This is a genomic window from Longispora sp. NPDC051575, from assembly GCF_040681875.1.
In the GTDB taxonomy this organism is placed as follows: domain Bacteria; phylum Actinomycetota; class Actinomycetes; order Mycobacteriales; family Micromonosporaceae; genus Longispora.
The window spans coordinates 36,811-60,139 of the sequence record NZ_JBFAZP010000017.1; the positions used below are offsets into that span (position 1 = coordinate 36,811).

Annotated in this window: 19 protein-coding genes; 11 read left to right on the plus strand and 8 right to left on the minus strand. The window is 67.8% G+C overall.

Translation table 11 applies throughout. The features are described 5' to 3' along the window. Nucleotides 1–907 precede the first annotated feature (907 nt). The 4 genes from AB0M43_RS36695 (at nt 908) to AB0M43_RS36710 (ending at nt 5,942) form a co-directional block, all read left to right on the plus strand. The gene (locus AB0M43_RS36695) at nt 908–1,240 is read left to right on the plus strand and encodes a hypothetical protein (protein WP_363731805.1); all 333 of its coding nucleotides are present in this window, start codon (nt 908–910) and stop codon (nt 1,238–1,240) included. Beyond that, complete coding sequence (locus AB0M43_RS36700) at nt 1,230–4,214, plus strand: ATP-binding protein (RefSeq protein ID WP_363731808.1); 2,985 nt, start codon at nt 1,230–1,232, stop codon at nt 4,212–4,214. The genes AB0M43_RS36695 and AB0M43_RS36700 overlap by 11 nt, the downstream gene beginning before the upstream one ends. A gap of 330 nt (nt 4,215–4,544) precedes the next feature. Continuing rightward, nucleotides 4,545–5,105, plus strand: a complete 561-nt coding sequence (locus tag AB0M43_RS36705; RefSeq protein ID WP_363731810.1) for a hypothetical protein — start codon at nt 4,545–4,547, stop codon at nt 5,103–5,105. A 204-nt stretch (nt 5,106–5,309) separates the two neighbouring features. Then, nucleotides 5,310–5,942 carry a hypothetical protein gene (locus AB0M43_RS36710; protein ID WP_363731812.1) on the plus strand — a complete coding sequence of 211 codons (633 nt, stop codon included), beginning with the start codon at nt 5,310–5,312 and terminating at the stop codon, nt 5,940–5,942. Nucleotides 5,943–7,837: 1,895 nt separating this feature from the next. Here AB0M43_RS36710 and AB0M43_RS36715 read toward each other — a convergent pair. Beyond that, a complete protein-coding gene (locus AB0M43_RS36715; protein WP_363731814.1) occupies nt 7,838–10,540 on the minus strand; it encodes a hypothetical protein in 2,703 nt (900 codons plus the stop codon). A gap of 280 nt (nt 10,541–10,820) precedes the next feature. Here AB0M43_RS36715 and AB0M43_RS36720 point away from each other — a divergent pair, with 280 nt between their 5' ends. Next, nucleotides 10,821–11,432, plus strand: coding sequence for a hypothetical protein (locus AB0M43_RS36720; protein WP_363731816.1), 612 nt, complete (start codon nt 10,821–10,823; stop codon nt 11,430–11,432). 286 nt (nt 11,433–11,718) lie between these two features. Here AB0M43_RS36720 and AB0M43_RS36725 read toward each other — a convergent pair whose 3' ends face one another. After that, nucleotides 11,719–12,267: an Appr-1-p processing protein gene (locus tag AB0M43_RS36725; RefSeq protein ID WP_363731818.1), complete on the minus strand. Its 549-nt coding sequence runs from the start codon at nt 12,265–12,267 to the stop codon at nt 11,719–11,721. A gap of 41 nt (nt 12,268–12,308) precedes the next feature. Then, nucleotides 12,309–12,548 carry a hypothetical protein gene (locus tag AB0M43_RS36730; protein WP_363731821.1) on the minus strand — a complete coding sequence of 80 codons (240 nt, stop codon included), beginning with the start codon at nt 12,546–12,548 and terminating at the stop codon, nt 12,309–12,311. Between the two features lie 764 nt (nt 12,549–13,312). Between AB0M43_RS36730 and AB0M43_RS36735 the strand changes: the two genes are divergently transcribed. Beyond that, on the plus strand, nt 13,313–13,555 hold the full coding sequence (locus tag AB0M43_RS36735) for a hypothetical protein (RefSeq protein ID WP_363731822.1): 243 nt from the start codon (nt 13,313–13,315) through the stop codon (nt 13,553–13,555). A gap of 552 nt (nt 13,556–14,107) precedes the next feature. Here the strand turns inward: AB0M43_RS36735 and AB0M43_RS36740 are convergent. Continuing rightward, nucleotides 14,108–14,329, minus strand: a complete 222-nt coding sequence (locus AB0M43_RS36740) for a DUF6458 family protein (RefSeq protein ID WP_363731824.1) — start codon at nt 14,327–14,329, stop codon at nt 14,108–14,110. Nucleotides 14,330–14,694: 365 nt separating this feature from the next. Between AB0M43_RS36740 and AB0M43_RS36745 the strand changes: the two genes are divergently transcribed. Together AB0M43_RS36745 and AB0M43_RS36750 are read left to right on the plus strand one after the other, a co-directional pair. Then, complete coding sequence (locus AB0M43_RS36745; RefSeq protein ID WP_363731825.1) at nt 14,695–15,480, plus strand: hypothetical protein; 786 nt, start codon at nt 14,695–14,697, stop codon at nt 15,478–15,480. 180 nt (nt 15,481–15,660) lie between these two features. After that, nucleotides 15,661–16,038, plus strand: a complete 378-nt coding sequence (locus AB0M43_RS36750) for a hypothetical protein (RefSeq protein WP_363731827.1) — start codon at nt 15,661–15,663, stop codon at nt 16,036–16,038. Nucleotides 16,039–16,049: 11 nt separating this feature from the next. Here AB0M43_RS36750 and AB0M43_RS36755 read toward each other — a convergent pair whose 3' ends face one another. After that, nucleotides 16,050–17,129, minus strand: coding sequence for an AI-2E family transporter (locus AB0M43_RS36755; protein WP_363731830.1), 1,080 nt, complete (start codon nt 17,127–17,129; stop codon nt 16,050–16,052). 712 nt (nt 17,130–17,841) lie between these two features. On the opposite strand from AB0M43_RS36755, the gene AB0M43_RS36760 reads away from it, so the two are divergent. Further along, nucleotides 17,842–20,082, plus strand: a complete 2,241-nt coding sequence (locus tag AB0M43_RS36760; protein WP_363731832.1) for a catalase — start codon at nt 17,842–17,844, stop codon at nt 20,080–20,082. A gap of 399 nt (nt 20,083–20,481) precedes the next feature. Continuing rightward, complete coding sequence (locus AB0M43_RS36765; RefSeq protein WP_363731835.1) at nt 20,482–21,723, plus strand: metal-dependent hydrolase; 1,242 nt, start codon at nt 20,482–20,484, stop codon at nt 21,721–21,723. A gap of 87 nt (nt 21,724–21,810) precedes the next feature. On the opposite strand, the gene AB0M43_RS36770 is transcribed toward AB0M43_RS36765, so the two are convergent. The 3 genes from AB0M43_RS36770 to AB0M43_RS36780 are packed head-to-tail and all read right to left on the minus strand — an operon-like array spanning nt 21,811 to nt 22,884. After that, a complete protein-coding gene (locus tag AB0M43_RS36770; RefSeq protein WP_363731836.1) occupies nt 21,811–22,218 on the minus strand; it encodes a hypothetical protein in 408 nt (135 codons plus the stop codon). A 4-nt stretch (nt 22,219–22,222) separates the two neighbouring features. Beyond that, entirely contained in the window at nt 22,223–22,390 is a 168-nt protein-coding gene (locus AB0M43_RS36775) for a hypothetical protein (RefSeq protein WP_363731839.1), read from the minus strand. Further along, nucleotides 22,387–22,884, minus strand: coding sequence for a pyridoxamine 5'-phosphate oxidase family protein (locus AB0M43_RS36780; protein WP_363731840.1), 498 nt, complete (start codon nt 22,882–22,884; stop codon nt 22,387–22,389). Before AB0M43_RS36780 ends, AB0M43_RS36775 begins: the two co-directional genes overlap by 4 nt. A 151-nt stretch (nt 22,885–23,035) precedes the next feature. Here AB0M43_RS36780 and AB0M43_RS36785 point away from each other — a divergent pair, with 151 nt between their 5' ends. After that, the gene (locus tag AB0M43_RS36785) at nt 23,036–23,206 is read left to right on the plus strand and encodes a CsbD family protein (protein WP_363719687.1); all 171 of its coding nucleotides are present in this window, start codon (nt 23,036–23,038) and stop codon (nt 23,204–23,206) included. Nucleotides 23,207–23,329 lie beyond the last annotated feature (123 nt).

Consider the following 23,329-nt stretch of genomic DNA (forward strand, 5'->3'; position numbering starts at 1 on the left):
GAGTATTCGAGGGGCCTCGATTCGGAATCGGTGAGCGATTGCGCAGTCACTGCGGCCACGCCGAACCCGTCCGACCCTCCGCGCCCCTGAAAGATCTGGATGCTGCTCGATGCGCCGGCCCGACCACTCGCGACCTGGTACTCGGCGACCTGGTCGGGGTGGCCCCCACTCGGATCCTGCCCGTCCCTATCGCCCTCGCCGACGCGGGTGAGGTGCTCCGTTCCACGGACGACCGGTGAGGTCACCTGTCGGGTATGCGATCAGTCAATGGATATTGACATCCAATTGCGATAAGAACGGTCATCGCGGACGATGCAACGGAAGGGTTCCCGAACACCGCTGTCAGCCCAAGGATCGTTCAGTCAGCACTCGCGGAGACCTAATGGGTAGTAGTCAGCGAAGCAGTCGGCGGCAACGCCGGGATCCGGTCCGCAAGTCCGTGCCCGCCCCCGCTGGCGGTGCCGTTGTGGCGCTTGACGGTTCTGCCGATGCGGCTCTCGTACTTCAGCCGGGTGCGGGTCTGCTCACCCGGTCGCGGGATGATTCCGTGCCAGTTGAAGCGACGCCGCTGTTCATGATGGTCGCTTGTGTTCACCAGGCCATGAACGGCAGGCCTCGGTACACCGGGCTCCTGGCTGCCGCACACGTGGTTCGGGCGTTGGACTACCTGGGATTGATCGCGGAGTTGATTCCCGTCTGTACCACGATATCGGGGCCTGGAGGACGACAACTTGGCGATGTCGGTGTCTGGCGTCAACCGCCTACGGTCCTCGATGACGGAACCACAAATGGACACTGCGCCGTGTGGACGGAGTCATTCAACAGATGCGTGGACTTCGGCCTGTGCCACGCCCGGCCGCTGCTACGCGCCCAACGCTCGGGTCTCCCGCTCCTCACCGACCCTCTCATGACGCCGATTGCAGGTGGAAAGGGGGAACTCCTCGAACCTCGCGGCCGCGCGGCCCTTCGGGGGCGCTTCGGCATCCTGTGGATGTTCCTCCCCGGATGGCGTGATGCGTTCGACCCGTTCCTCGCCCACCACGAGCGGTCCATCGACCGTGCCGGGTTGGCTCTTGCCCATGTCACTATGGACATGTTGTCGTTGCTGGCGTTGCAGCGTGACATCAGCGTCCTGGGCGACCTGTACCCGGTGCTGGGTGATCTTCTCTCGGGCCGAAAGCAACTCCCCCCGTCGGGTGAGATCTCGGCAGCGGTGAAGGGCGGTCTCGGTGGCTCTTGATGGCGGGCGGATCGCCGCACAGGGATTCCAGTACCAGTACCTTCGCACGCTCGAGGCGATGCTCGACGTCGTCGATGACCCGCAGATCGCCGCAGTGCGGGTGGAAGGACCACCGAGTGCGGAGACCTACGCGGACAGCGTGGACTTCGACGTCGTCGGCGTGGACGGGTCGTGCCGGGCTGCCGTACAGGTGAAAACCAGGCAGCCCGGTGGGATCGTCAGTGGAGTCGACGCCTACGCGGTCTTGGTGAAGCTGATCGCCGACCAGGATGCCTCGTCCTACCAGTTCCTGACCAACGGCAGCCCCGCCCCCGCCGCTCAACAACTCGCCGACGCACTCGCGGCCGGCCCCGGACCGGCGGCCCTTCGGGAGGTGTTGGAGATGGTCTTGAACAGGGCGCCGGCACGGCTGGAGCACATGCGGGCGCTGGGCCCAGCAGAACTGGACCGGCTCAGCCGGTGTCGGATCAACTTTGACCCCCGCGGCGAGGATGAGATTCGGGACGGCCTACGCGAGCGTCTACGACACTATCGAAACGCTGCCAGGGCAGGACTCGGGCAGCAGTCGGCGGGCCTTCCCACTGGCTATCTCGTCTCCGAGACCCTGCGTCGGGCAGCCGATGAGCAGGCTGCGACCTTCTCCATGGACCAGTTGCGCGCGCACCTACTCACAGACGGTCGCATACTGGCCCATGCAGGTGGGCGGCGTGACTGGGGCATTACCGTCGGCCTCGATTCGCCCACCCCGGACGTCGCCCGCCCAGCGCTCCTCGACAAACTGGTCGCCGCCCTCGACCAGGCAGGTAACCACCAGATGCGGCACGCGGCCCTCGTCGGCCCATCCGGTATCGGTAAGTCCAGCCTCGCGGCCGCCTACATAGCTGACCGGGCGGATGCCTATGACTGGATTTTGTGGGTGGAGGCAAACTCCGAAGAGTCCCTGCTGGCCTCGTTCCAGCACATCGCCGTCGCGCTCGACCCGAACCGCGCCGGCGCCCAATACCTCGCTTCCGCCGGGCAGATTCGCGCCGAGGTACACACCGAACTGAGTCGACTCACGGGCCGGTGGGCACTGGTCTTCGACAACGTCGGTGATCCACGTCAAGTCGAACGGTGGATTCCGCGGGCCGGACGCGGAGACATTCTCATCACCGCCCTCGACAGTGCCGCCCGCTACGGACGAGCCACCGTCATTCCAGTCGACGTGATGACTGACGGGGAAGCCACGGAGTTGCTGGCTCTGAGGTTCGCCCTGACGGACGTGGAACGCCGCGTTCACCAGGCCGACCTGCTTCAGCTCGCCGACAGCCTGTCGAACTGGCCGCTGGCACTAGAACTCGCCAGCGGATACATGAACTCCTGCGGCATCACGCTCGACAACGTCGACTACTACCTGGACCGGCTCAAGGAACGGTCACTGCACGACGAGCGCTCCCTGTCGGGGCCGTACCCGAACACGCTGGGTGCCGCGTTGTTCCTGTGCCTGGACCAGCTCAACGAACGAGCCGCTCCTGACACCGACGAAGGCTGGCGATACCGGCTGGCGGCCGGCGCGATTACCAACGCCGCGTTCCTGGCACCCCGCATGCTGCCCGTCCACCTGATCGCCGCAGCCAGCGTGGTCGCCCCCCGTCCCGAGACCAGGGGCCCTATCTACCTGGACCCCTCCGACGCCAACCTGGGCGAGGTCGTTCGGGAACTACGCAGGTTCTCGCTCGTCTCCTTCGACCAGGATCTCCCCGCAACTGGTGGTGAACGCGTCAGCGACGCCAACCGCACCATCACCACCAACTCGATCATCCAAGATCTCATCAGGGCCCGCGTGGATACCCAGAAGTCAAGCCCGATGCTCGACAGCCTCGCAGCCCACGTGGAACTGTGGCTTCACGCCGCGATTGAACTCAACTTGATGGAGCGCGCGTCCACCCTCCTCGACCACGCCGAGACGCTCGCCGAGCACCTGGAGCAGTTGGGCATCGTCGGACGGGCCGTGCCGCTGCTCTACGGGAACCTGGCCATCGCCCACCAAGCCAGGGGCGACGACGCTCGTGCGGTTGAACTCCTCCAAGTCGAGCTGGAGATGCTCCAAGCCGACGGCGATCCGAACGAATACCTGATCGCCCAGACGAGGCTCAGCCTTGCCCAGATCTCCCTCACCACCCGCGATCAGCCTTCACGAGATCCGGCGACGGCAGTCGCCCATCTCAACGACCTCATCGCCTACCTGAAGACGATCGTCGAAGCTCATCCGGGTTCCGCCGCGAAACTCGCGATCGAGGCAGGAAATCTGCTGAGCCACCCGCGTTCATCCGCCGCCGATGACGTCGAGTTTCACCCGATCGCCAGCCAACTCGCGCGAATCGCCGCACTGGCCGGCCCGACGGACTACTCCCGGGCGATCGACGCTGTCCTGCGCGCGAGCTCACTCGTGCGTGACGGGTCGTTCATCGAGGCGGAGGAACTCTGCCGCCCGACGTTAGAAGGCGGAGTGTTGACGGCAGGATCGGAAATCTCTGCACGACGCATCCTCGTCGAATCCCTAGTGAACCAGGAGCGATGGCCGGCCGCGCTACAGGAGTACACAACCGTCCGTGAACTCTTTGGCTCGAGCACGCTCTACCCGGACCACATCATGGAATTCGTCCACAATATCGGCACGTCGTGCGCCCTACGCGTCCTCACCAACAGTGACTCTCAAGCCGACGCGCTACTCACCGACATGCTCGCCTGGCCGGCACTCACGGCGCTGCTAGTCAACCCACACCCCGGCACCGTCTCCCGGCTACGCCTCCTCACCGTCATCCGCGACCTCGCACACGGCGAACTGGCGACGGCGGAGGCGACGATGCAACACATCAGACCAGAATCCCTGACCGAAGGATCGGAACCAGAAACCGAGGCATGGAGAATGTGCTGGCAGCTGACGCGCGCCGTCGTCTACCGCGGCGTAGCAGCTAGATTTCTCCCCGTATGAAGCGCCCTACAGTCCTCACGCCGACACGGACGACGGCATCCACCCATGCCCCGCCAGCCTCCGATTTGGCCTCGACCCTCAAGGGGTCTACCGCCCCTGAGCCCGCGGTCGGCCTCGACCGACCAGCCCGACCGACACCGTTGCGGACGTCGAAGCAGCCCAACCATGCCTGACAGCCGAGGGGACCCACAGGCCGAGTTTGACCGCCTGAGGATCACCCCGATCCGATGGCTCCCGTGAGCGTCTCTGTCCCGATCGGTGGCGGCTCGGGAAGCTCGACGGTGAGGCCCGGCGGGCTCGCCCCTTGAGGAGGTGGCCGTGATCAACCCGGTGATCGAGATGCTGCTCGAGGAACTCCTCGCCGAGCAGGTCCGCGGGGAGCCCCCGCTCGAAGAGGCCGCTGTCGGCGAGCGGGGAGATGAGGCCGCCGCGGCCGTATCGGCCCGGGGAGGTAGCCGCGTGGTCAGTGGTGCGGGTGCATGGCTGGTGGGTCATATTGGTGGGGTGAACACCTTCGAGTCGCATGACGCTGAATCCGCTGCGGTGCTGCGGACTCCGCCCGGTAGGCAGCGGTACCTGTTGGGTGTGCCGTTCGAGATGGTCGCCCGCTCGGAGGTCGTGACGGCACCGGATCCGTACGAGCCGCAGATCACCGGGGAGGAGTCGGCCCGGCGGATGCCGGTATGGCGTGAGCAGCACGAGCTGTACACCGCGATGGTCGCCCTGGCCGCGGCCGAGGCGATCGCGACAATGACCGAGCTTCCCCTGGCCGAGCACGGGTTCCTGTTCTCCAGCGCGGTGGAGACGAAGGAGACCGAGCCGGTGGAAGGGCTCACCGGGTACTCCTACAACCACGCCGACGTGTTCTTCGAGCCGCACGGCGGCTGGTGAGCCCGACCCGCACACGGCTTCGGCGGTCGACCGGATGAACCCGATGCGCTCGAGCAGCGCGCCCGCGGCCGCCTGGCCACCTCGCCGGATCGTGCCCGACTCGGCCCGGTCCGACGTCGGCGCGGCGGCCGGGTCCTGCAATGACCTGTCCCGCCGGTGCTGGTCGCCTGGCTCATGCGGCGTCCCGGCCGGAGCTGGCCCGGGGTGGGCGATCCCGACGTCCCGGCCTCACCGGGAGCCGGCCCGGTGAGCGGCGGCGTGCCCGTGTGGCTCCTCGATATCGACGGGGTCGTCAACGCGATCGGTAGCAGACCAGACCGGTCGACATGGCCGTCATGGCGGCAGCTCGACGCGGACTGCCGCGGGGAGACGTGGCCGATCCTGTGCGCCGAGCCGGTTCTTGAGTTCCTCCGCCGCGTGCACGATGCCGGCGCGGCCGAGGTCCGCTGGCACACCACCTGGCAGGACGAGGCCTTGATGCTCGGCGAGCTCCTGGACCTGCCGTCGTTCAAGGTCCAGCCGTGCCCTGAGTACGACAACGGCGAGGCTGTCGGAGGGGCGCGTCCGGTTGGAGCGTCGTGGTGGAAGCTGCCGGCCGCAGAGCGTGTCGTGGGGGTTGAGGGTAGGGATCTCGTCTGGACCGACGACGATGCCCAGTGGGAACTCAAAACCCACCGGCCGATCATGGACAACCCAGGCCCGTTCACACGAGTCCTCAACCAGGTGCTGGTGATCAGCCCCCACCAGCGCCTCGGACTCAGCCGCAAACACCTTCGCCGCATCGCCGAGTTCCTCGACGTCGATTGGCCCGGTAGCCCCGGCTGGCCCCTAACCTGACCGGACGGCTTTCGAAGGGCGTCCGTCGTCGACGCAGTCGTGGGTGCCGCGGCGGCGATCGGCGGGATGGTCATCACGAACATCGTCAACGCAAAACTCGCCGAGGCTGGCAACGCGGGCTGAGGAGCTTGTCGAACGCCACCGAGAGCGTGAGGCGCTCAGCCAGGCGGCGACAGTCCTTTCCGCGATTGAACTGCTGGACCGAGACCTATCGGCATCGAGCTGGTCGTCATAGCCCGCGATCGTCGCAGAGTAAGCCCCTGAACAGGTGTCGGGCGAGACTTCCTGCCGCAGCCTGCTGGCGTGGGATGCTGGTGAGTGTGAGGCAGTCTGAGGTGGAGGTCGGGGGCGAGTACACGTTCGTGACGTATCGGCGTCCCGACGGCACGCCGGTGGCGGCGCGGGTGCGGCTGGTGTCCCTCGATGGCCACGGGAACGTGACCGTGCAGGTGGTGGACCCGGGCCGGAGCCCGACGAAACTCGCGCAGGTCGTGCGTCGGATGAAGCGGAACGAGGAACTGCAGGTCTCCGTCGGTGTTCTGGAGTGTCCGTGGGCGGACTGGCCTGAGCGCGCCGAGGTCATACAGGCCGAGCATCACGCGCGGCTCCACGCCGACAACGACGACTGGGAGCGGCGTCTGGCCGATCGGGTGCTGGCCGACCCCGTCCGGCTGCTCCCGGAGTTCTATCTCGGTGAGGCTGACGACGACCTCGATGACGGGCAGGACCGTGCCGCGCTGACCGCCGCGTACGCCAAGGCCCGCGATCTGGGGCCGTACGTGAAGCTCGAAGCACTCCGGGTGCTGCTGGCCGACCTTCCGGTGCTGGTCGTACGGGACCTCATCGCCGCGTCCGGTCGCCACAGCGAGGCGCCTGCCCCGGGCACGGTTGCCGCGACGTTCGCCCGGGCCGCGCGGTTCCTGGAGGCGGCCCGCAACCCCAACCGCCGGGCGCTGCACCCACACGACATGCTGGGCGACGCCGACGTCGCGTTCCTCGACGCGGTCGGAGACAGCTTCGCCGTGGACGGCGGCGAGCTGGTGCTCCCCGTCGTGCCGCCCGTGCCGTCGTGGGCGGACGAGTACTACCGGGAGACGGAGCGGCCGATCGTGGTCCGGTCTCTCGGCTGGTTGCGGGTCGCGGTCGGTGACACCGGCCGGGGAGACCGGCTGCACGCGGTCGACTGCCGCAACATCCGCTCGCGCCCGACCGAGCAAGTCGATCATTTGCCGTGGTGGCATCTCGTTCTGGAGGGTCACCGGCGGCTGTGCATGGTGTGCGGCGGCCCGGGCCTGCGGGACCTGCAGGCCCTGACCGGGTTCGTCGCCGCCGATGTGTGGCGCGACCGCGGCGGCCGCCGGATCGAGCGATGGCAGCAGGTGGCGGTGCTGCGCCTGGTGGCCGCGACGAGCACCGCGCGGGCCGCCATCGGCGAACCGGACGTCACGCTGGTCGCGCGTGTGGTCACGGCCCTGGTCGAGGAGGTGCCCGCGACCTGGGGTGGGCGGCGTACGCGCTCACGGCCGCCGAGCCCAGGAGCCAGCGGGGCCGGGGCCTCGAACGGTTCACGCCGCACCAGCAGGAGGAGGCGCACGTCGTGGCGCGCGACCGACTCGCGGCCGCCGAAGCCGTACTGCCCGACGCGCTACGGCCACCACCGTGGCCGCCGACGGTGGACCAGGCCGTGCTGCGGGAACGCTACGCCGTGCTCACCGATCTGCTGGCCGACACCGTCCCGCAACTCGACCGGCTCCTGTTCACCCTCCCCGGCGCGCGCTGAGAGCCGGTCCGCTCTACTCGGTGACGGAATGAGGTGGCATCGAGGCGGAAGGCTCGTCGGGGTATGGCCGTGGCAGGATGGCGCGGAGCTTCGAGTTCGGTTCGCTCTGGGCTGGTCAGTGCCGGCAGGGGCACGTCACTGTCGCGCCAACCGCGTCGAGGAGATTGAGGTCGTCTGTGCGTCCTTGCCGCTGGAGAAGCTCGATGAGCGCGAGCCATGCGGTGTGGTCGCCCGTGGCAGCCCACCGTCGCAGGTCGCCTTCGCGGTCGCCGTCGAGGAGCATCCGTGCCCGAGCCTGTCGGGCGTGATGAGCCATGCCGGGGGCCGCGGTCTCGACCATGCGCTGGAGGTCCTCCTCGCGACCCCGCATCGCGTAGGCGTCCACGAGGTACTCGTCGAGGTCATCGTGCCGGGCAAGGTCCTCAAGTTCTGCGATGTCCTCATCGCTGGCTCGGGCTGCCAGAAGCTCTGCCAGCCCTCGCACGGCGTGCATTCGATCGTGGGTATCGTCGGTGGCTGCCATGGCTCGTAGTTCGGCTTCGCGCCTCTGGGCCGTCAGGAGCATAGTGAGGAACATGCGAGCGGCTGGCCATTCTTCTGGTGAGGAGGCTCGCAGTTCGTCCTCACGGCCGCAACGAACGAGCATCGCTCCTAACGAGTGGGCGCCGGGGTCAAGATCGTCGTGTTCAGCGAGGGTCCCAAGCGCGTCGATGGCCTCGTCGATCCGGCCGGCTGCGGCGAGGAGATCGGCCAGGTCGTCGAGCGCCAACGGGTGCTTACCAGCCTCGTGCCGCAGGTCGTCCTCGCGGCCTTGGTCGGCGAGCAGGCGCCAGTAGGTGAACTGGGAAAAGTTGTCCCCTGAGTCGGCGAGTTCGCGCAGGGTCTTTTCCTGGCCACGGTTGACGAGGCCGACGAGCAGCGCGTGTAAGGCGTCGGTCTCCCCGTCGGGATCGACCTCATGAAGGAGAGGTAGTGCCTCGGGTACCCGGTCCTGCTGCAGGAGCAGTTCCAGGAGCCCCCACTGGGCTTCGATCTCACCGTTGTCGGCGTGTTCCCGCAGTTCCGCTTCGTGTCCGTGCTCGACGAGGGCTCGGGCGAAAGCTTCGATCACCTCGACATCGGTCTCCGAGCAGTTCATCGCGGTGCGGCATAGGTCAAGGGTCTGCGCTGATCGGCCCCGGGAGTAGGCGGCTGAGGCAAGTTCCAACAGGTCTTCGGCGGCCGTGAGATGCGCCGGCAGCGTGTTCCACAAGCCATCGGGGATGATCTCGAAGTACCTCTCCCGCGCGCCGTGTTGCTGGAGGTAGTCGGCGAGGTCGTAGCCGGCGTTGACGCTGATCGAGGCCCCACGGACGGGGCTGAGGGCTCGCACCCCGCCGCCGAGGTCCGTCGTCGCGTACTCCAGTGCTGCTCGCGTCCATTCCGGGCCGGCCTCGACGAAGATCGGGTCGGGTAGGTAGTGCACGGCCACGTCGGTGAGCATCTCCGTCGTCAGCGGTGCTTGGACCCCGAGCCGGCGGATGTCGATCGCGGCGTTCAGTATGGCGAAGCCGTACGGGTTCAGTGCCTCTGCGTCCAGCCATCGGCTCATCAGCCGCGGGGCACCGGCGAGGTGCTGGGTAACGTCGAATCGTGAGTCGTTGAGCGCCGCGGCCAGTAGCTGGTCGCCGGCCGCGTGGTGCCGGGCTTGATGACGCTCCTGGGGGCTGAAGCGTGACCGCACACGCACCGGTGGGCTGACGGCCAGCCGTAGTGCCTCCCGCGCGTCGCGCCAACGGTCGCGCGTGACCGGATCACGCTCAGACTGGGCGTGATCGCCGTGGCGCTGCCCTGGTTCGGTGGTCATGATCTGGAACGGTCCGGGCCACACGAGATACACGATGACAGGTCCGACGTCCTGGTTGTGCGCGCGAGTGTGTCGGCGGATCAGGTTCTGGATGTCGGTGCGGGTGAGATTACCCGGAGCCAGATGTGTCACGGCCGGGGTGTCGTCGAGTAGCACGACCGTCCTGTCTGGGACGGGCTCGGTAGCGCGGAGCTCAGTCACCGAGCCGGGCACTATCACTGCCCAGTCGGACATGATCACGTTGAGGGCTTCCCACACGCTGCGCGACTTCCCCGAGGACGAGTCGCCGACGACCACGACCAGGCCGCCACCAGCCATTGCCGCCCGAAGCTGGGTACGTAGTTCATCGTCATGATCACGGGTGACGTAGGTGGATATCGTCCGCCCGGAACTGTGAACACCGAGGTCCTCGGGCCTGCAGTCCGCGATCCGCAAACCCTGCCCGGGCTCCTCTGCGGTCTGGGAGCCAAGCTCCGGGCGGGCGGTCCTGCGGAGGGGCTGTGCGTCCTCTACCAGCCGCGCCCAGTAGCGCCTGTCGTGCTGGGGCGGCTCCTCGGTCCAGACGGACCATGTCTGGACAAGCGCCCAGATCCGGTCGGCGTCTCGGGGTGCTCTGCCCTCCGGCTTCATCCAGTCGCTGATCCGCTGCGTGTTCAGCCCGCTATCGGGCAGGAACTTCCTGGCACCTTTGACCGCCTCACCACGCGTCGCCGGCTTCCCTCGGCGCCTACGCATCTCAACTGCACGCTTCTCCAGCGCGTGCAGTTCGTGCTGCAAACGCTCGAGTCCCGGGCTGCGGTCCGGCACGAACCCACCTCCGTCGTCATGGCGGCCTGCCCGGTTCATCCGTTCAGGATGATCCGGGCAGGCGGACTGAGCGGCAGCGTAGCCGCCGAAGTATCCGCTGTGGCCGATCTGGACCGGCTCGGCGGGCGATGTCAGCAGAGTGACATCCAGCGGTGCGCAAGGCACCGCACCTCGAGAGGAGCCCTACATGCGTCTTCGTCTCCGCCCCCGGCGCCTGTCCCTGATCAGCGCGGCGATCTCCGGAGCGCTTTCCGGTGCGTGCCGGGCGCTGGTCGACTGGCTACTGCGCCTCTAGTGCCGCATCAGGCCGCGTTCGCCCAGCCACATCAAGGTCACATGCGCCCCGGTGGGTTGCGGGTGCACGGAAGCGCCGCGGGGAGGCCGCGCAGTTCATGAGGTGTTCGATGATTACATCGGGTGACGGACGGTGATGTAGCGTCTCGCCATGGTGGACAAACGTTCAATTTTCGGCTGGGACGGCAATTCCTGGAGCGTCGAGCTGAGCTGCGGAGTGCCCGACTGCCCAGCGACGGTCGAACTTGCTCTTCACATGCGTGCTCGACGTGTTGACCTGGACCCGGAGTACTTGCGCATGGGGAGGCGCACCGCCAACGCTCTGCATGCTCTCGGCTGGAGTTGGGACGACTGGACAGGAATGCCATCCGCCGAGGATGAGACGTTCTGTCCTGCCTGTCATGCCGACGGACCGACAGGTCTGTATCTTGTGGCAAGTTCCGGCCGGAGCGCGGTGAAAGTCGGCGTCGCCCAAGTGTTCGGGAGGCGACTCTTCGATCACCGCCGCGAGGGTTGGAGGCTTGCATCCACCTCGGAAGAACACGAGTTCTACTGGGAACTGCCAACACGCGAACAGGCGATGCTGGTAGAAGGTCAGGTCATAAAGCGGTGGCGGAGTGGCGGAATTCCGGAAGCCGACTCGTGCCATGACATGCCTCAGCACGGCCGGACCGAGACTGCGCCGATCAGCGCGGTAAACCTGGACGATCTCCATGCCTTCATGAGTTGGTGCGTTCAGGAGATTCATTCGCAAGAGCCATAACGCGCGTGCCTCGACGAGTGCTATTGCGCGGTCTGTGTGAGGTCGATCGGCTGGCGACGAACTCTGCCCAGTCGCGATGGAGTTCGATAGTTCAGCGGTGGACGGTTTGGACGTGAAGCCGAGGAGGCCGGGGAGAACGGATGTGAGTAGAACGACTCTCGAACACCGATCGGCGATTCGTGCGGACCTGAACTGGGCAGTTCTGGCTGCTGTGCCGGGGGCCACAAGAGTGAATACGGACCAGAGGATCTCCGTAAGGTGCCCGCCGCTATCCATGTGGCCGTAGTCAAACCCGCTGGTCGGCGTCTGCTGCCGGGAAGTCGTAGACCGTGACGGGGATGTCATGAACGCTGAGGGTGGTCGTGATGAGTGGCTCGATGACGTTCCACGTTCCGCCGGACAGTCCGCAGCCGATGCGCGGCATATGCACGCTGGCCTCCAGGTGCAGGGCGGTGCGGGCGAGGGTGGTGAGGCATTCCTCGATCGCGTCGTAGCGCACCGGGGGGCCGGCCGCGGTGGGGCGAGTGAGGTGCTGGCCCACCATGTTCGCCACCCAGATGTCGGGCGTGACCTGGACGAGGCGGGTGGCTCCGAGTCCGAAGTCGTTTCCGGCCCGTCCGCGCCACCAGGCCCGGAAGTCACGCTCCGGCTCGGGCCAGCGCTGCGACAGGGCGAGGACGAAGCCCTTGCCCCATCCGCCGCGATCGTTACACACGTGCGCGATGATCTTTTGCCCCGAGGCCTGCGGGTCGGTGGCGTCACCAGTGATGATCGAGAGAGGTGTCACGCGGGTCAGACTGCCAGGAGGGTGTGACATCGCCCGGTCGATGCGCACGCCCTGGGCCAGGTGGTCATGGGTGGCTGGAGACGCGGCGATCAGCTGGCGTCGGTGTCTGGTTCCCCGCGCAGGATCGTGGCGAGCACCGGCAGGATGTCGGCTTGGGCGGAAAGGCGGCGCAGAGCGTCGATGGTCTCGGTTGTCAAGGGGCCGCCGCCGGCGGAGAAGCTGTCGAGCACCAGCTCCAGCGTCTCGTGGTCGGTGAGCAACCGGGTCGCGGGTCGGCAGCCGTACGGGCAGGCCATCACTTCTGCGGCGCCCCATACCGGGCAGATCATCGGGCGTGCTTCGTACCCTCCGCAGCGCCCGTCGTTGGTGAGCGCCGCACACCGTCCGCCTTCACCGGTGGGGGCGACGGGCAGGACCGTGCCAGTGGCCTCGGCCATGCGGGTGGACTCGGCGCCACGCTGACCTTTGAACGGGGGGACGGGCGGGTCGCGTTCAACGCGTTGACCCGGGCCGCGTTTGTCCGCTGGTGCGACCTGATCGCTATGGCGTGGCGCACGGTGTCCTCGGTGATCACGCTCGGGTGTGGGCGACGCAACTGGACCCGCTGCCGACGTCCAACGCGAGCGGACCTGCGGTGCAGCGAACTCCGCTCCACGCAACTCACCCGTGGGAGCGCCCGTGCGGAGCCCCTGGATCGTTCGGCAGGGAGCGCACTTGATTCACCGTGGCACCGAACGTGGTACCGATCCCGGCTTGAGCGGTGTGGACTGAGCATCCTACGGCGGATCAGATGAATCGAGGAGTTCGAATAGTCCCAGCTAAATGGACGTCAGTGGATTATCTAGTGCTATCTAGCAAAAGATATAGACAACTGGGGGTCAAGGGGTCGCAGGTTCAAATCCTGTCAGCCCGACAGATATCGAGGGTCGTTGAGTTGGGAGAAATCCCAGGTCGGCGGCCCTTGTTCTATGCGCATCCATCGGTGACCGTCCACGTCGTACCGGCTTCAGATGATCTTATGGCCCGGGCGTGATACTGGAGCCGGCGTACGGTTGAGATCAACACCCCCTTCGGTGCCACGTAGGCACCTCCGATGGCTGGGTACGAATACCTACTCGCCAGCGGCAAGACCCGCTGGTTCTACAAGTTCGACCTCCCCGCCGGACCCGACAACAAGCGCCGGACGAAGAAGGAACGCGGCTACCTCACGGACCAGGCCGCGGTCGAGGCGGAGCGCAAGGCGCGGGAGATCTGTGGGCAGACCGACCTCGCCGCTGACGGGGGCGTGAAGCAGGAACTCGCCCAATGGCTCAGTGAGCGCGAACTCGATCCGTAGGAGACCTCGCAGGTCAACTACGCCGACCTGATCCGCGTCTACATCGTCCCGCACATCGGGGGCAGCTGTACTCGCTCGACAAGAACGTGATCCACGGCCTGTGCAAGACGCTACTCGCCAAGGGCGGCAAGTCCGGAGGTCCACTGTCGCGACGACGGTCCGCACCGTGCACCGAGTGCTCATGAAGGCGCTCCGCGAAGATCGTGCACGGCTCCGGCGCTCACCTGCCCTACGAGAGGCCGGAGCCGCTAAAGCGATACCAGACCCGGCTGAAACAGGGGGACGCCAGATGCGGGCGAGGCGGCGTAACCCTGAGGCAGTGGGCGGGTCGCGTCGGCGGCGTGGATCCGGACTACAGCGACGCGGCCGGCAGCCGGGCCACGGACTCCACGTGGCCCGACTGTCCGCTCTTTCGATCCCTGCGGCCTGGCGGGAAGTATGGTCCTGTCCAGAAACCATGCGGTACACCTAGCCGGTGAGCGCGGCCGGCCGCAGCCGGCGTTGATACCGCGACGCGGCGAAATCGGACGACCGCCGAGCCCGCGCTCGCGACTACATCGGGGGAGTGTTCGGGTCGTCGTACTCGCGGCGCTCGGTCACCACAGCGCTGCGGCGGCGGTTCCAGAACGCGAAGAAGAAGATCAACCCTGCCGCGCCGGCTGCCATCAGGATCCAGCCGACGAGTCGGATGTCGATCCCGGAGACCTGCCAGTCCACGGCGAACGCGAGAATCGCGCCCACCGCGATCAGGAAAATGCCAGCTCCAATACCCATGTCTCATGGTGTACCCAGATCCGTGAAGCCTGAATCGAACCGACGGGTCGACGTCTGCGTACCGGAGACCTCCCCCTCCTTCCGAAATGGTCGTGCGGTTCCCTTCCGGTGGATACGTCGCAGGGCTGACGATCGGCGCGCGACGTATCGCAATGATCCGCGAGGGTCCGGAAACACGCCGGCGCCCGCCGCCCCTGATGGGGTGGCCGGCGCCGTCGTCGGTTCTCGGTGCGGGCGTTCAGAGCGGCTTTTCCCAGGTCAAGCCGTACTACCCGGGGCATTCCTCGCGGCGCGCCGTGAGCGCCGTAAATGCATTGTCAGCTTAACTATCCGGGTTGATGAACCCGGCCGGCAAGGGGGCGACAGTGCCCGAAGAAGAGAAGCAAGGCGAGAAAGGGTTCACGCTGCCGACAGCCTTGGCGGCGTCCCTGGCGCTGCTTGTGGCCGCCTTCGCGGTGGTCGGGGTGAGCGGTGGACTGCTGACCCGTGCGGTGCGAAACCAGCCGGAAGACCTCGCGCAGATTTTTGTTTTTGGGCTCGTGGTGGCCGGCGTAGCCGCTTCCGTTGTCATTCTCGGAGCTGCGGTGGCGACCCGCTGGGCAGCGTTCAATGGTGTCAAAGGGATCGTCGTTGTTGTCGCGGTGCTCGCGCTCACGGCAGGGGCGGTGAGGGCCGTGCAGGTGGGTGCGAACAGCGTTGCCGAACGCGAGCAGCCCTTCGTGTCGATGTCCTTGGACCCCAAGGGCAAAGACACGGAGTTGTCGGTCGTCACCGTGGAGGTGAGCGGCGCCGGCCTGCGGAACATCGATCAACTGCTGATCCAAGTCATCGCCCTGACCAAGTTCCGCCACCCGGACACCAGCGCGCGGAGTGTGTGCGAGAAGAACTGGGCCGACCCTCGACCCTCGAAGTCCGGACCACCCGCCAACGAGACGTTTCGGTCCGAGTGGGGAGCGGTCATCCTGTCGGAGCGGCTAGGGCCAAATCAGGATGGAGCAGTAAAGGCAACAGTCACACTTCCCATAGATATAGACAAATACGAGGGTATCTGTGCGTGGGCGCCCCTACCTGTGGGCCCGGGTGACACGGTCGAGGACTACAGGTCGTCGGTCGCTTACCTGAACCTGACCACATTGCGGGTCAGCGCCTGATCGGTGGAGGCGCCACGATGACGCATCCGAGCCGCACGCCGACCTGGAACCACGGCCCGAGCTGCGGTTGCCCAGGCTCGCAGGACGTACTGGTCGGCTTCAGCGGTCGATCCGGCCGCACACGTGACAAAGACGGCCCGTGTACATGTGCGGGAAGCCGTGACCGGGCAGACTGGGCCGATGCGGCAGGTGTTCGTAGTCGAGGCGGTACTGGAGATGGCGGCCGACGCTGACCTACGCGCTCCGGGTGGGGTGGTCACGATCGCGCTGTGCGGTTCGTTCACCCACGACCCGCCCTGCCCGGTGGCACCGCACCACACCGAGACGACCCGCACGGCGGCGGCCGGCGACCAGGGAGCCGGGGATGGGGCGGTGCTGTCGCGGACCGTGTTCACGGTCGAGCCCGCAGACGAGGGGCAGGTCCGTGACACCATCACCGCAGCCCTGTCCACGGGGCGGTTGCGGGACCCCGAGGGCACCGTCACGTGCTGGAGGCTGCTGCACTGTCGGGCTGGTTCGGTGACGGCGGAGGACGCAGGGCACTTCCTCGACCGGTGAGGGCCCGCCGGCTAGGAACTCGTGGTGTCGGCTTCGTCGGTGAGGGCGGTGGCGCGTTCGCGGTGGTCGTCGATGAGGACCTTGATCGCGGCGGCGACGGGCACGGCCATCAGGATTCCGACGAGGCCGAGGAGGGCGCCGCCGGTCAGCCCGATGAGCAGGACGGCGACGGCGGGTAGGTTCGCGGCGTCGCGCAGGACCCTGGGGGCGATGACGTAGTTCTCCAGCTGCTGGTACAGCAGGAAGAAGAGGGCCACGAGTCCTCCGGCGGGCCACAGGTCCACGCCGAGGGTCGCCACGGCGGTGCAGATCGCCGCGCCGAGCAGTGCCCCGATCAGGGGGATCAGGTCGGTGACGGCGACGACGACGGCGAGGACGACCGCGTAGGGCACCTTCAGAAGCAGGAGGACCGGTAGGGCCGTCAGGCCGGCGATGCCGGAGATGACGAGGTTGCCGATCATGTAGGCGCCGACCTTGTCGACGATCACGTTCACCGCCCGCCCCGCCGCCTGCCGGCGCGCGGCGGGGAACAGGGCGACCGTGCCCCGTCGGATGCGGGGCAGGTCGAGCATGAAGTAGACCGTCAGCACTGCGACAAGCAGTGCGGAGACCAGGGCGCTGAGGACGTTCACTCCCCAGGCCAGGGCCGAGGCGCCGACCTTGGCGGGCAGGTCGGCGGCCCACGCGGTGACCTTGTCGGTGACCTGGAGTCTGTCGCCCAGGTCGCGCAGGGTGCGCGAGTTGTCGCGGGCCTGGGCGAGGTAGTCGGGCAGTTGGTTGATGAGGTTCTGTCCTTGGTCGATCATGGTAGGCACGACAGCGGCGATGAATCCCGCCACCGTGGCGAACATGACCGTGGCGATGAGCCCGACCGCCCAGGGCCGGCCGAAGCCGCGCCGGGTCAGCCATCGCACCGCCGGGTCCAGGCTGACCGCGATGAACAACGCCACCAGGATCAGGGTCAGCAGGCCGACGAGCAGGTACAGGGCGCGAACGATGATCAGTACCGTGACGACGGCGACGGTGGCGGTGGCCGTGAGCCAGAAGACGCGGCGGGCCCGAGCCCACAGGGCGGGTTCGTTGACGGGCATGTGGTGCTCCGGTGGGGGTGGGGGCGGGCTGGTGCGGGAGGTGCGGAGGTACTACCCGCCCGGCCGCGAATCATGCCGTTGGACGAGGAACGCACACGGTCCGAGGGCGTATCCCGGGAGAGGTTTGAAACCGCCGGCTGCTGGATACGTGTCAGGTGGCCGTGAACATGTCCGGCCGAGAGGTCGCCGGAGCGCCGCTTGTGGTTTGAGGGGGCTGCGGGTGGCGAGGTGACCTCGCCGACGGTCCGTGGGGCGACATCTTGGGCAGTGTCGCCCCACGCGACGCGTCCAGCAGGCGCACCCCGTCACCAGGAGGGAGCGGCGTCGGCGGCACTCGTCGTCAGCCTGCGCTACCGCCGCCGAACCACGCGCGGGAGTGACGAACCACGCGCGCGAGTGAGCCGCGATCCCGCAAGCGGTCGGCTCGGACCCGGAGCCGCCGGGGCCTCGTCCAACTGCGGAGTCCGCCAACTCCAGGATCTTTGGCCTGGTCCTTGCCAAGATGGCAGTGGGTCGCCTGCGTTTCACCGCAGGTCAGCGGGGTACGGGTCACGCTGTGGCCGTCAACGGGCGGTGGCGTAGCCGCTGAGCACGGACAGGGTTTCCATCCGACGACGTGAGGCGAAGCCGTGACGATCAGCAACGAGGACTTCATCGACAGCCTGCCCGAGGGGAACCTGGAGTTCGCCACAGCACAGGGAAAGGCGATGTCATGACCGCCAAGCCGAGGAAGACCACAGCGACCAGCCCCGCGAAGAAGGCCACCCCGCCCACCGGGAAGGCCACGACCAAGGCTGCCAAGCCGGCCGGGAAGTCCCCGTCCAGAGCCAGCGCGCCCGACCCCAAGCAGGCCCAGCTCGCCGCCCACCAGGTCGACCACGCCGACTCGGTGATGACGACGGACCAGGGCGTCCTCGTCGAGGACACCGACAACGCGCTGCGCGCCGGCCCCCGGGGCCCGAACCTGTTGGAGGACTTCCACCTCCGCGAGAAGATCATGCGCTTCGACCACGAGCGCATCCCGGAGCGGGTCGTGCACGCCCGGGGCTCCGGCGCGCACGGCTACTTCCAGCCCTACGACGACTCCCTCGCCGGGTACACCGTCGCGCCGGTGCTGTCCGACCCGGCGCGGCGGACGCCGGTGTTCGTGCGCTTCTCCACCGTGCAGGGCTCGCGCGGCTCCACGGACACCCCGCGCGACGTGCGGGGCTTCGCGGTCAAGTTCTACACCCAGGAGGGCAACTTCGACCTGGTCGGCAATAACATGCCGGTGTTCTTCATCCAGGACGGCATCAAGTTCCCCGACGTCGTACACGCCGTGAAGCCGGAGCCGCACAACGAGATCCCGCAGGCCGCCTCCGCGCACGACACGTTCTGGGACTTCGTTTCGCTGCAGCCGGAGACCATGCACCACGTGATCTGGCTGATGAGCGACCGGGCGCTGCCGCGCAGCTTCCGCACCATGCAGGGCTTCGGGGTGCACACCTTCCGGCTCGTCGACGCCGACGGCGTGGCCACGTTCGTGAAGTTCCACTGGACGCCAGTGCCCGGCGTGCACTCCCTGGTCTGGGACGAGGCGCAGAAGATCTCCGGCAAGGACCCCGACTTCAACCGCCGCGACCTGTGGGAGTCCATCGAGGCCGGGGTGTTCCCCGAGTGGGAACTCGGCGTGCAGCTCATCGCCGAGTCCGACGAGTTCGCCTACGGGGTCGACCTGCTCGACTCCACCAAGCTGGTCCCGGAGGAACTCGTCCCGGTCGTACCCGTCGGGCGGTTGGTGTTGAACCGCAACCCGGCCAACTTCTTCGCCGAGACCGAGCAGGTCGCCTTCGGAGTCGGCAACGTGGTGCCGGGCATCGACTTCACCAACGACCCGCTGTTGCAGGCCCGCCTGTTCTCCTACCTCGACACCCAGCTCACCCGCCTCGGTGGCCCGAACTTCCAACAGATTCCGATCAACCAGCCTGTCGCCCCGGTGCACCACCACCAGCAGGACGGATTCCACCAGCACGCCGTACCGCTCGCACAGGCCAACTACCACCCCAACAGCCTCGGCGGCGGTTGCCCCGTCGTCGCCGGAGCGGCGGGCGGCGCGTTCGTCCACCAACCCGAGCACGTCGACGGCATAGCACGCCGCCAGCGGCCGGAGACGTTCGCCGACCACTACTCGCAGGCGACCCTGTTCTGGAACAGCATGGCGGCGTGGGAGAAGGAACACATCGTCGCCGCCTACCGCTTCGAACTCGGCAAGGTCACCAAACCGCACATCCGAGCGCTCGTGGTCGACCACCTCAACCAGATCGACCACACCCTCGCCGTGGCCGTGGCGGCGGGCATCGGGGTACCGGCCCCCACAAAGGGCCCGTCCAACCATGGCCGGTCGTCCCCGGCGCTGAGCCAGACCAGCCTCCCGGGCGCGGGCGGGATCGCCGGCCGTAAGGTCGCCATCCTGGTGGCCGACGGCGTGCTCGCCCCCAGCGTCGAGGCCGTCCGCGCCGCGCTGACCGAGGCCGGCGCGGTGGTGGAACTCCTCGCTCCCGTCGACGGGACGGTCACCCCGGCCAGGGGCAAGGCCCTGCCGGTCGACCGGGCCATGAACACCGTCAGCTCCGTCCTCTACGACGCCACCGTCCTCGCCGACGGCCCGGACGCCACCGCCGTGCTGCTCAACGACGGCTACGCCCTGCACTGGGTCGCGGAAACCTACAAACACGCCAAACCTCTGGGGGTACTGGGCACCGCGGACCTCCTCGTCCGAGCGGCCCGGCTACCCGTGCACGACTCCTCCGGCCACCAGGAAGGCACCGCCGGCAAGCCGGTCGCAGGAGCCCTCGACGGTGTCGTGTTCGCAGCCGCCGGCGCCAAGCCGAACAAGGCGTTCCTCGCCGACCTCATCGCCGCGATCGCAGCCCACCGCCACTACGACCGTCCCGTCGACGGCATCGCCGCCTAGGGTCGGGCCAGATGGTTGCCACTGGCGGCCTGTTCCACGCTCGTACTATCCGGAGCTTCGGTCTTGGCAGTTGGGGGTTTGTGATTCGTCGCGGACCTTGTTCCTCGGCGAAATCGGGTTCGGATCCGCCGGGAGCGGGCTCGGTCTCCGGTGTGCCGGCCGGGTCGGTGCCCGGGTGCGGCGGGACCGGTGGTCGGGTGGGTGTGGCAGGCTCGGGATTCCCGTTCATGTCTGCTCCTGGGGAGATGTCGTGCTCGGAGCTGCGGTCGGTGGTGCGGCGGTTGCCCGCTCCCTCGACTGGCTACGTGCCATCACCGACGGCCTCGATCCACGAGACAGAACCCGGACTCGCGGACAAAGCCAGGTTTCCGCGTAGCGGGGCGATTACGATCACGCGCCATGGACAATGTGACGCACACGCTGATCAGCATCGTGGTGGGCGAGGCGCTGCACCGGTCCATCCGGCCGTCGACGGTGCTGAGCGACCGGGCCCGCCGGACCGTGGCACTCACGGTCATGGCCGTCGGCGGCAACCTGCCCGACATCGACGTGGCGTACACGGGATGGGCCGGCACGACGTTGGACTACCTGCTGCACCATCGCGGGCACACGCACACGATCCTCGGTGCGCTCGGCCTGTCGGTGTTGCTGTTCCTGGCTGTCCGGCTCTGGTGGCGGTTCACGAAGGTCACGCCGTCGCGGGCGGACCTGCTGTTCGTCGCCGGGGTCGCCGTGCTCGCCCCTCTGCTGCACATCGGACTGGACTTCACCAACAGCTACGGCGTACATCCGTTGTGGCCCGTCGACAACCATTGGTACTACGGCGATGCCGTCTTCATCGTCGAACCGGCCCTGTGGGCGAGCGCCGCGGTCCTGCTGTTCGTCCTGCCGAGCCGGGTCGTCCGTGGGCTGATCGCGTTCTTCCTGCTCGCCGGGCTCGCCGCCGCTTGGTTCACCGGCTTCGTTCCGGTCTCGTTCGCCCTGATGCTGACCGCGCTGATGGTGGGACTGGCCGCCGTGAGTCGGTTCTGCCCACCGCGGGTCGCCTTGGCCGGCGGGATCGCGGCCTGGCTGCTGGTGACCGCGGCCTTCGTCGGCACCAGCTGGACCGCCCGGGGTGACATCGAAACCGCGCTCACCCGCAGCTTCCCGACTGCCCGCACCCTCGACACGGTCCTCACCCCGATGCCCGTGAACCCGGTGTGCCGGGAAGTCCTCACGGTGCAGGTGGATCAGGACCGCTACATTGTCCGCCGCGTCTTCCATTCCCTCGCCCCCGGCTGGATTCCCGCCAGCCGGTGCGCCATGTTGGTCCGCCGTGGCACCGAAACCACGGCGCAGCTCACGCCTGTCGCCCGAGCCGACACCGATGAGCTGGTGTGGGCCGGCGAACTGTCCATGCCCGCCGGCCTCCTTTCCGGCATCGGCGGCGAATCCTGTGCCGCGAAGGCACTGTTGCAGTTCGCGCGCGTGCCGACGGCGACCGCGAAGGGCGACGGCTGGATCATCGGCGACCTGCGCTACGACATGGAACCCGGGCTCGGCCTCACCGAGATCGAAACCGGCCCGGGCCACGACCAGTGCCCCCGCCTCACGGCACCGTGGATACCGCCCCGACACGACCTCCTCTACGGCGACTGACCGGTACCACGAGCTGGGCTCACTCTTCCGAGCCACCCTCGACTAGCTCCGCGCCGTACCCGACGGTCATGATCGGCGGGACAGGACCTAGCGCGAACGTTTCCTGTCCGCGCCGGCCAGGGACCTGAGGAGGCTGTCGGGGTCTGCGACGGTGACCGTGACGCTGGTCGGCCGCCAGGGCACCCAGCGGGCGCGGACGGGAGTGGTGAAGGCGACGCAGATCCCGGCGTCGGTGTTCGTGCCCATGGTCAGCCCGCGGTCGGTCAACGAACCACGGATGCCGAACACCCGCCACGGCCGGTAGGGGCCGGTGCGCTGGACAGAGGCGATGTTCGTCAGCGGAGTCCGCAGCGTGCACCAACCCAGCCGGGCCCGGAAGGTGTGCCCGTCGAGGGTCACCGAGCTGCGTCGCGGTCCGAGCCCCACCAGGCTCAGGACGGGCCGCCATCGTGCCGCGTACATAAACCGCCACGAGGACGCCTGGTCGCGGTGCACCGGGTCAGCCTGTCGCGGGCGTGGGCCGCGACCCGGCGCGGGGTGGGCGGGCGCTGATCGCGGCCAGCACGGCCCAGGCGACCGCGACACCGACGACCTCGCGCCGGGCGGTCCCGCTGAGCCGGGCCCCGAACACGGTGCCGAGCCCGACCGGCCGGGTGAGAGCGCTCATGATCCGTCCCCTCGCAGCCGCACGCGCTCGTTCTCGCCGCCGTCGTAGCGTTCTCCGGTGATCTTGGATTTGACGAAGCTGATGACCGAGGCGACCTTTCCACCGGGGGTGTCCCAGTACTCGGCCGAGTGACCGGTGAAGCGGATCAGGACGACCTCGGGGCTGTCGGGGCCCTGCGGCAGCCATGCCTCCACCCACGGGTTCCACAGCTCCCGGGCCTTCGCCGTGTCGTGGACGGCCTGCGCGGTACCGGTCATAGAGATCCACGTGTCGTCGGAGGCCAACGTCACCGAGCAGCGGGAATCCGCAGCCAGATGGGCGACCTTGCGGGAGTCGCGTTCGGCGAAGAACCACAGCTCACCGGCGGAACCGACCTCCTGCTGCGCCATCGGGCGGCTGACGAACCGGCCCTCACCGTCGACGGTCGTGAACATCGCGACCCGGATGCCTTTCGCCAGTTCCGCGACCCGGGCGGCGCCCTCATGCTCTGTCATCAGGCACTCCTCGCTCAGCGTTGTCCCCTGCATACCGCGTATGTCGTCCGGTCAAACACGACGCCACGTCGGGCGGATCGCTCGGCCCGGCGGTTTGACGCCCCGTGGTTCGGGTATCGCTGTGGCACAACACCTTCGGAGGGAGCGCCACATGGGCCTGGACGACAAGGCGGACGCGATCAAGGACAAGGTCGTCGGCGACGCCAAGGAGAAGATCGGCGACGCCACCGACAACGAGGACCTGCAGGCCGAAGGTGCCGTCCAGAACGCCAAGGGCCACGTGAAGGAGACGGTCGAGGACGTCAAGGACGCCCTCGACTAGTCAGCCCCGAAGCGCTGACGGCCCGCCGGGGGTGGGCCGGCGCGGTGGTGGACATAGGGGGGGTCTGAGCGGCGGGGGAAGGGGGTGTGGTGGGGTGGACGGGGGGGTAGACAGGAAAGGAGG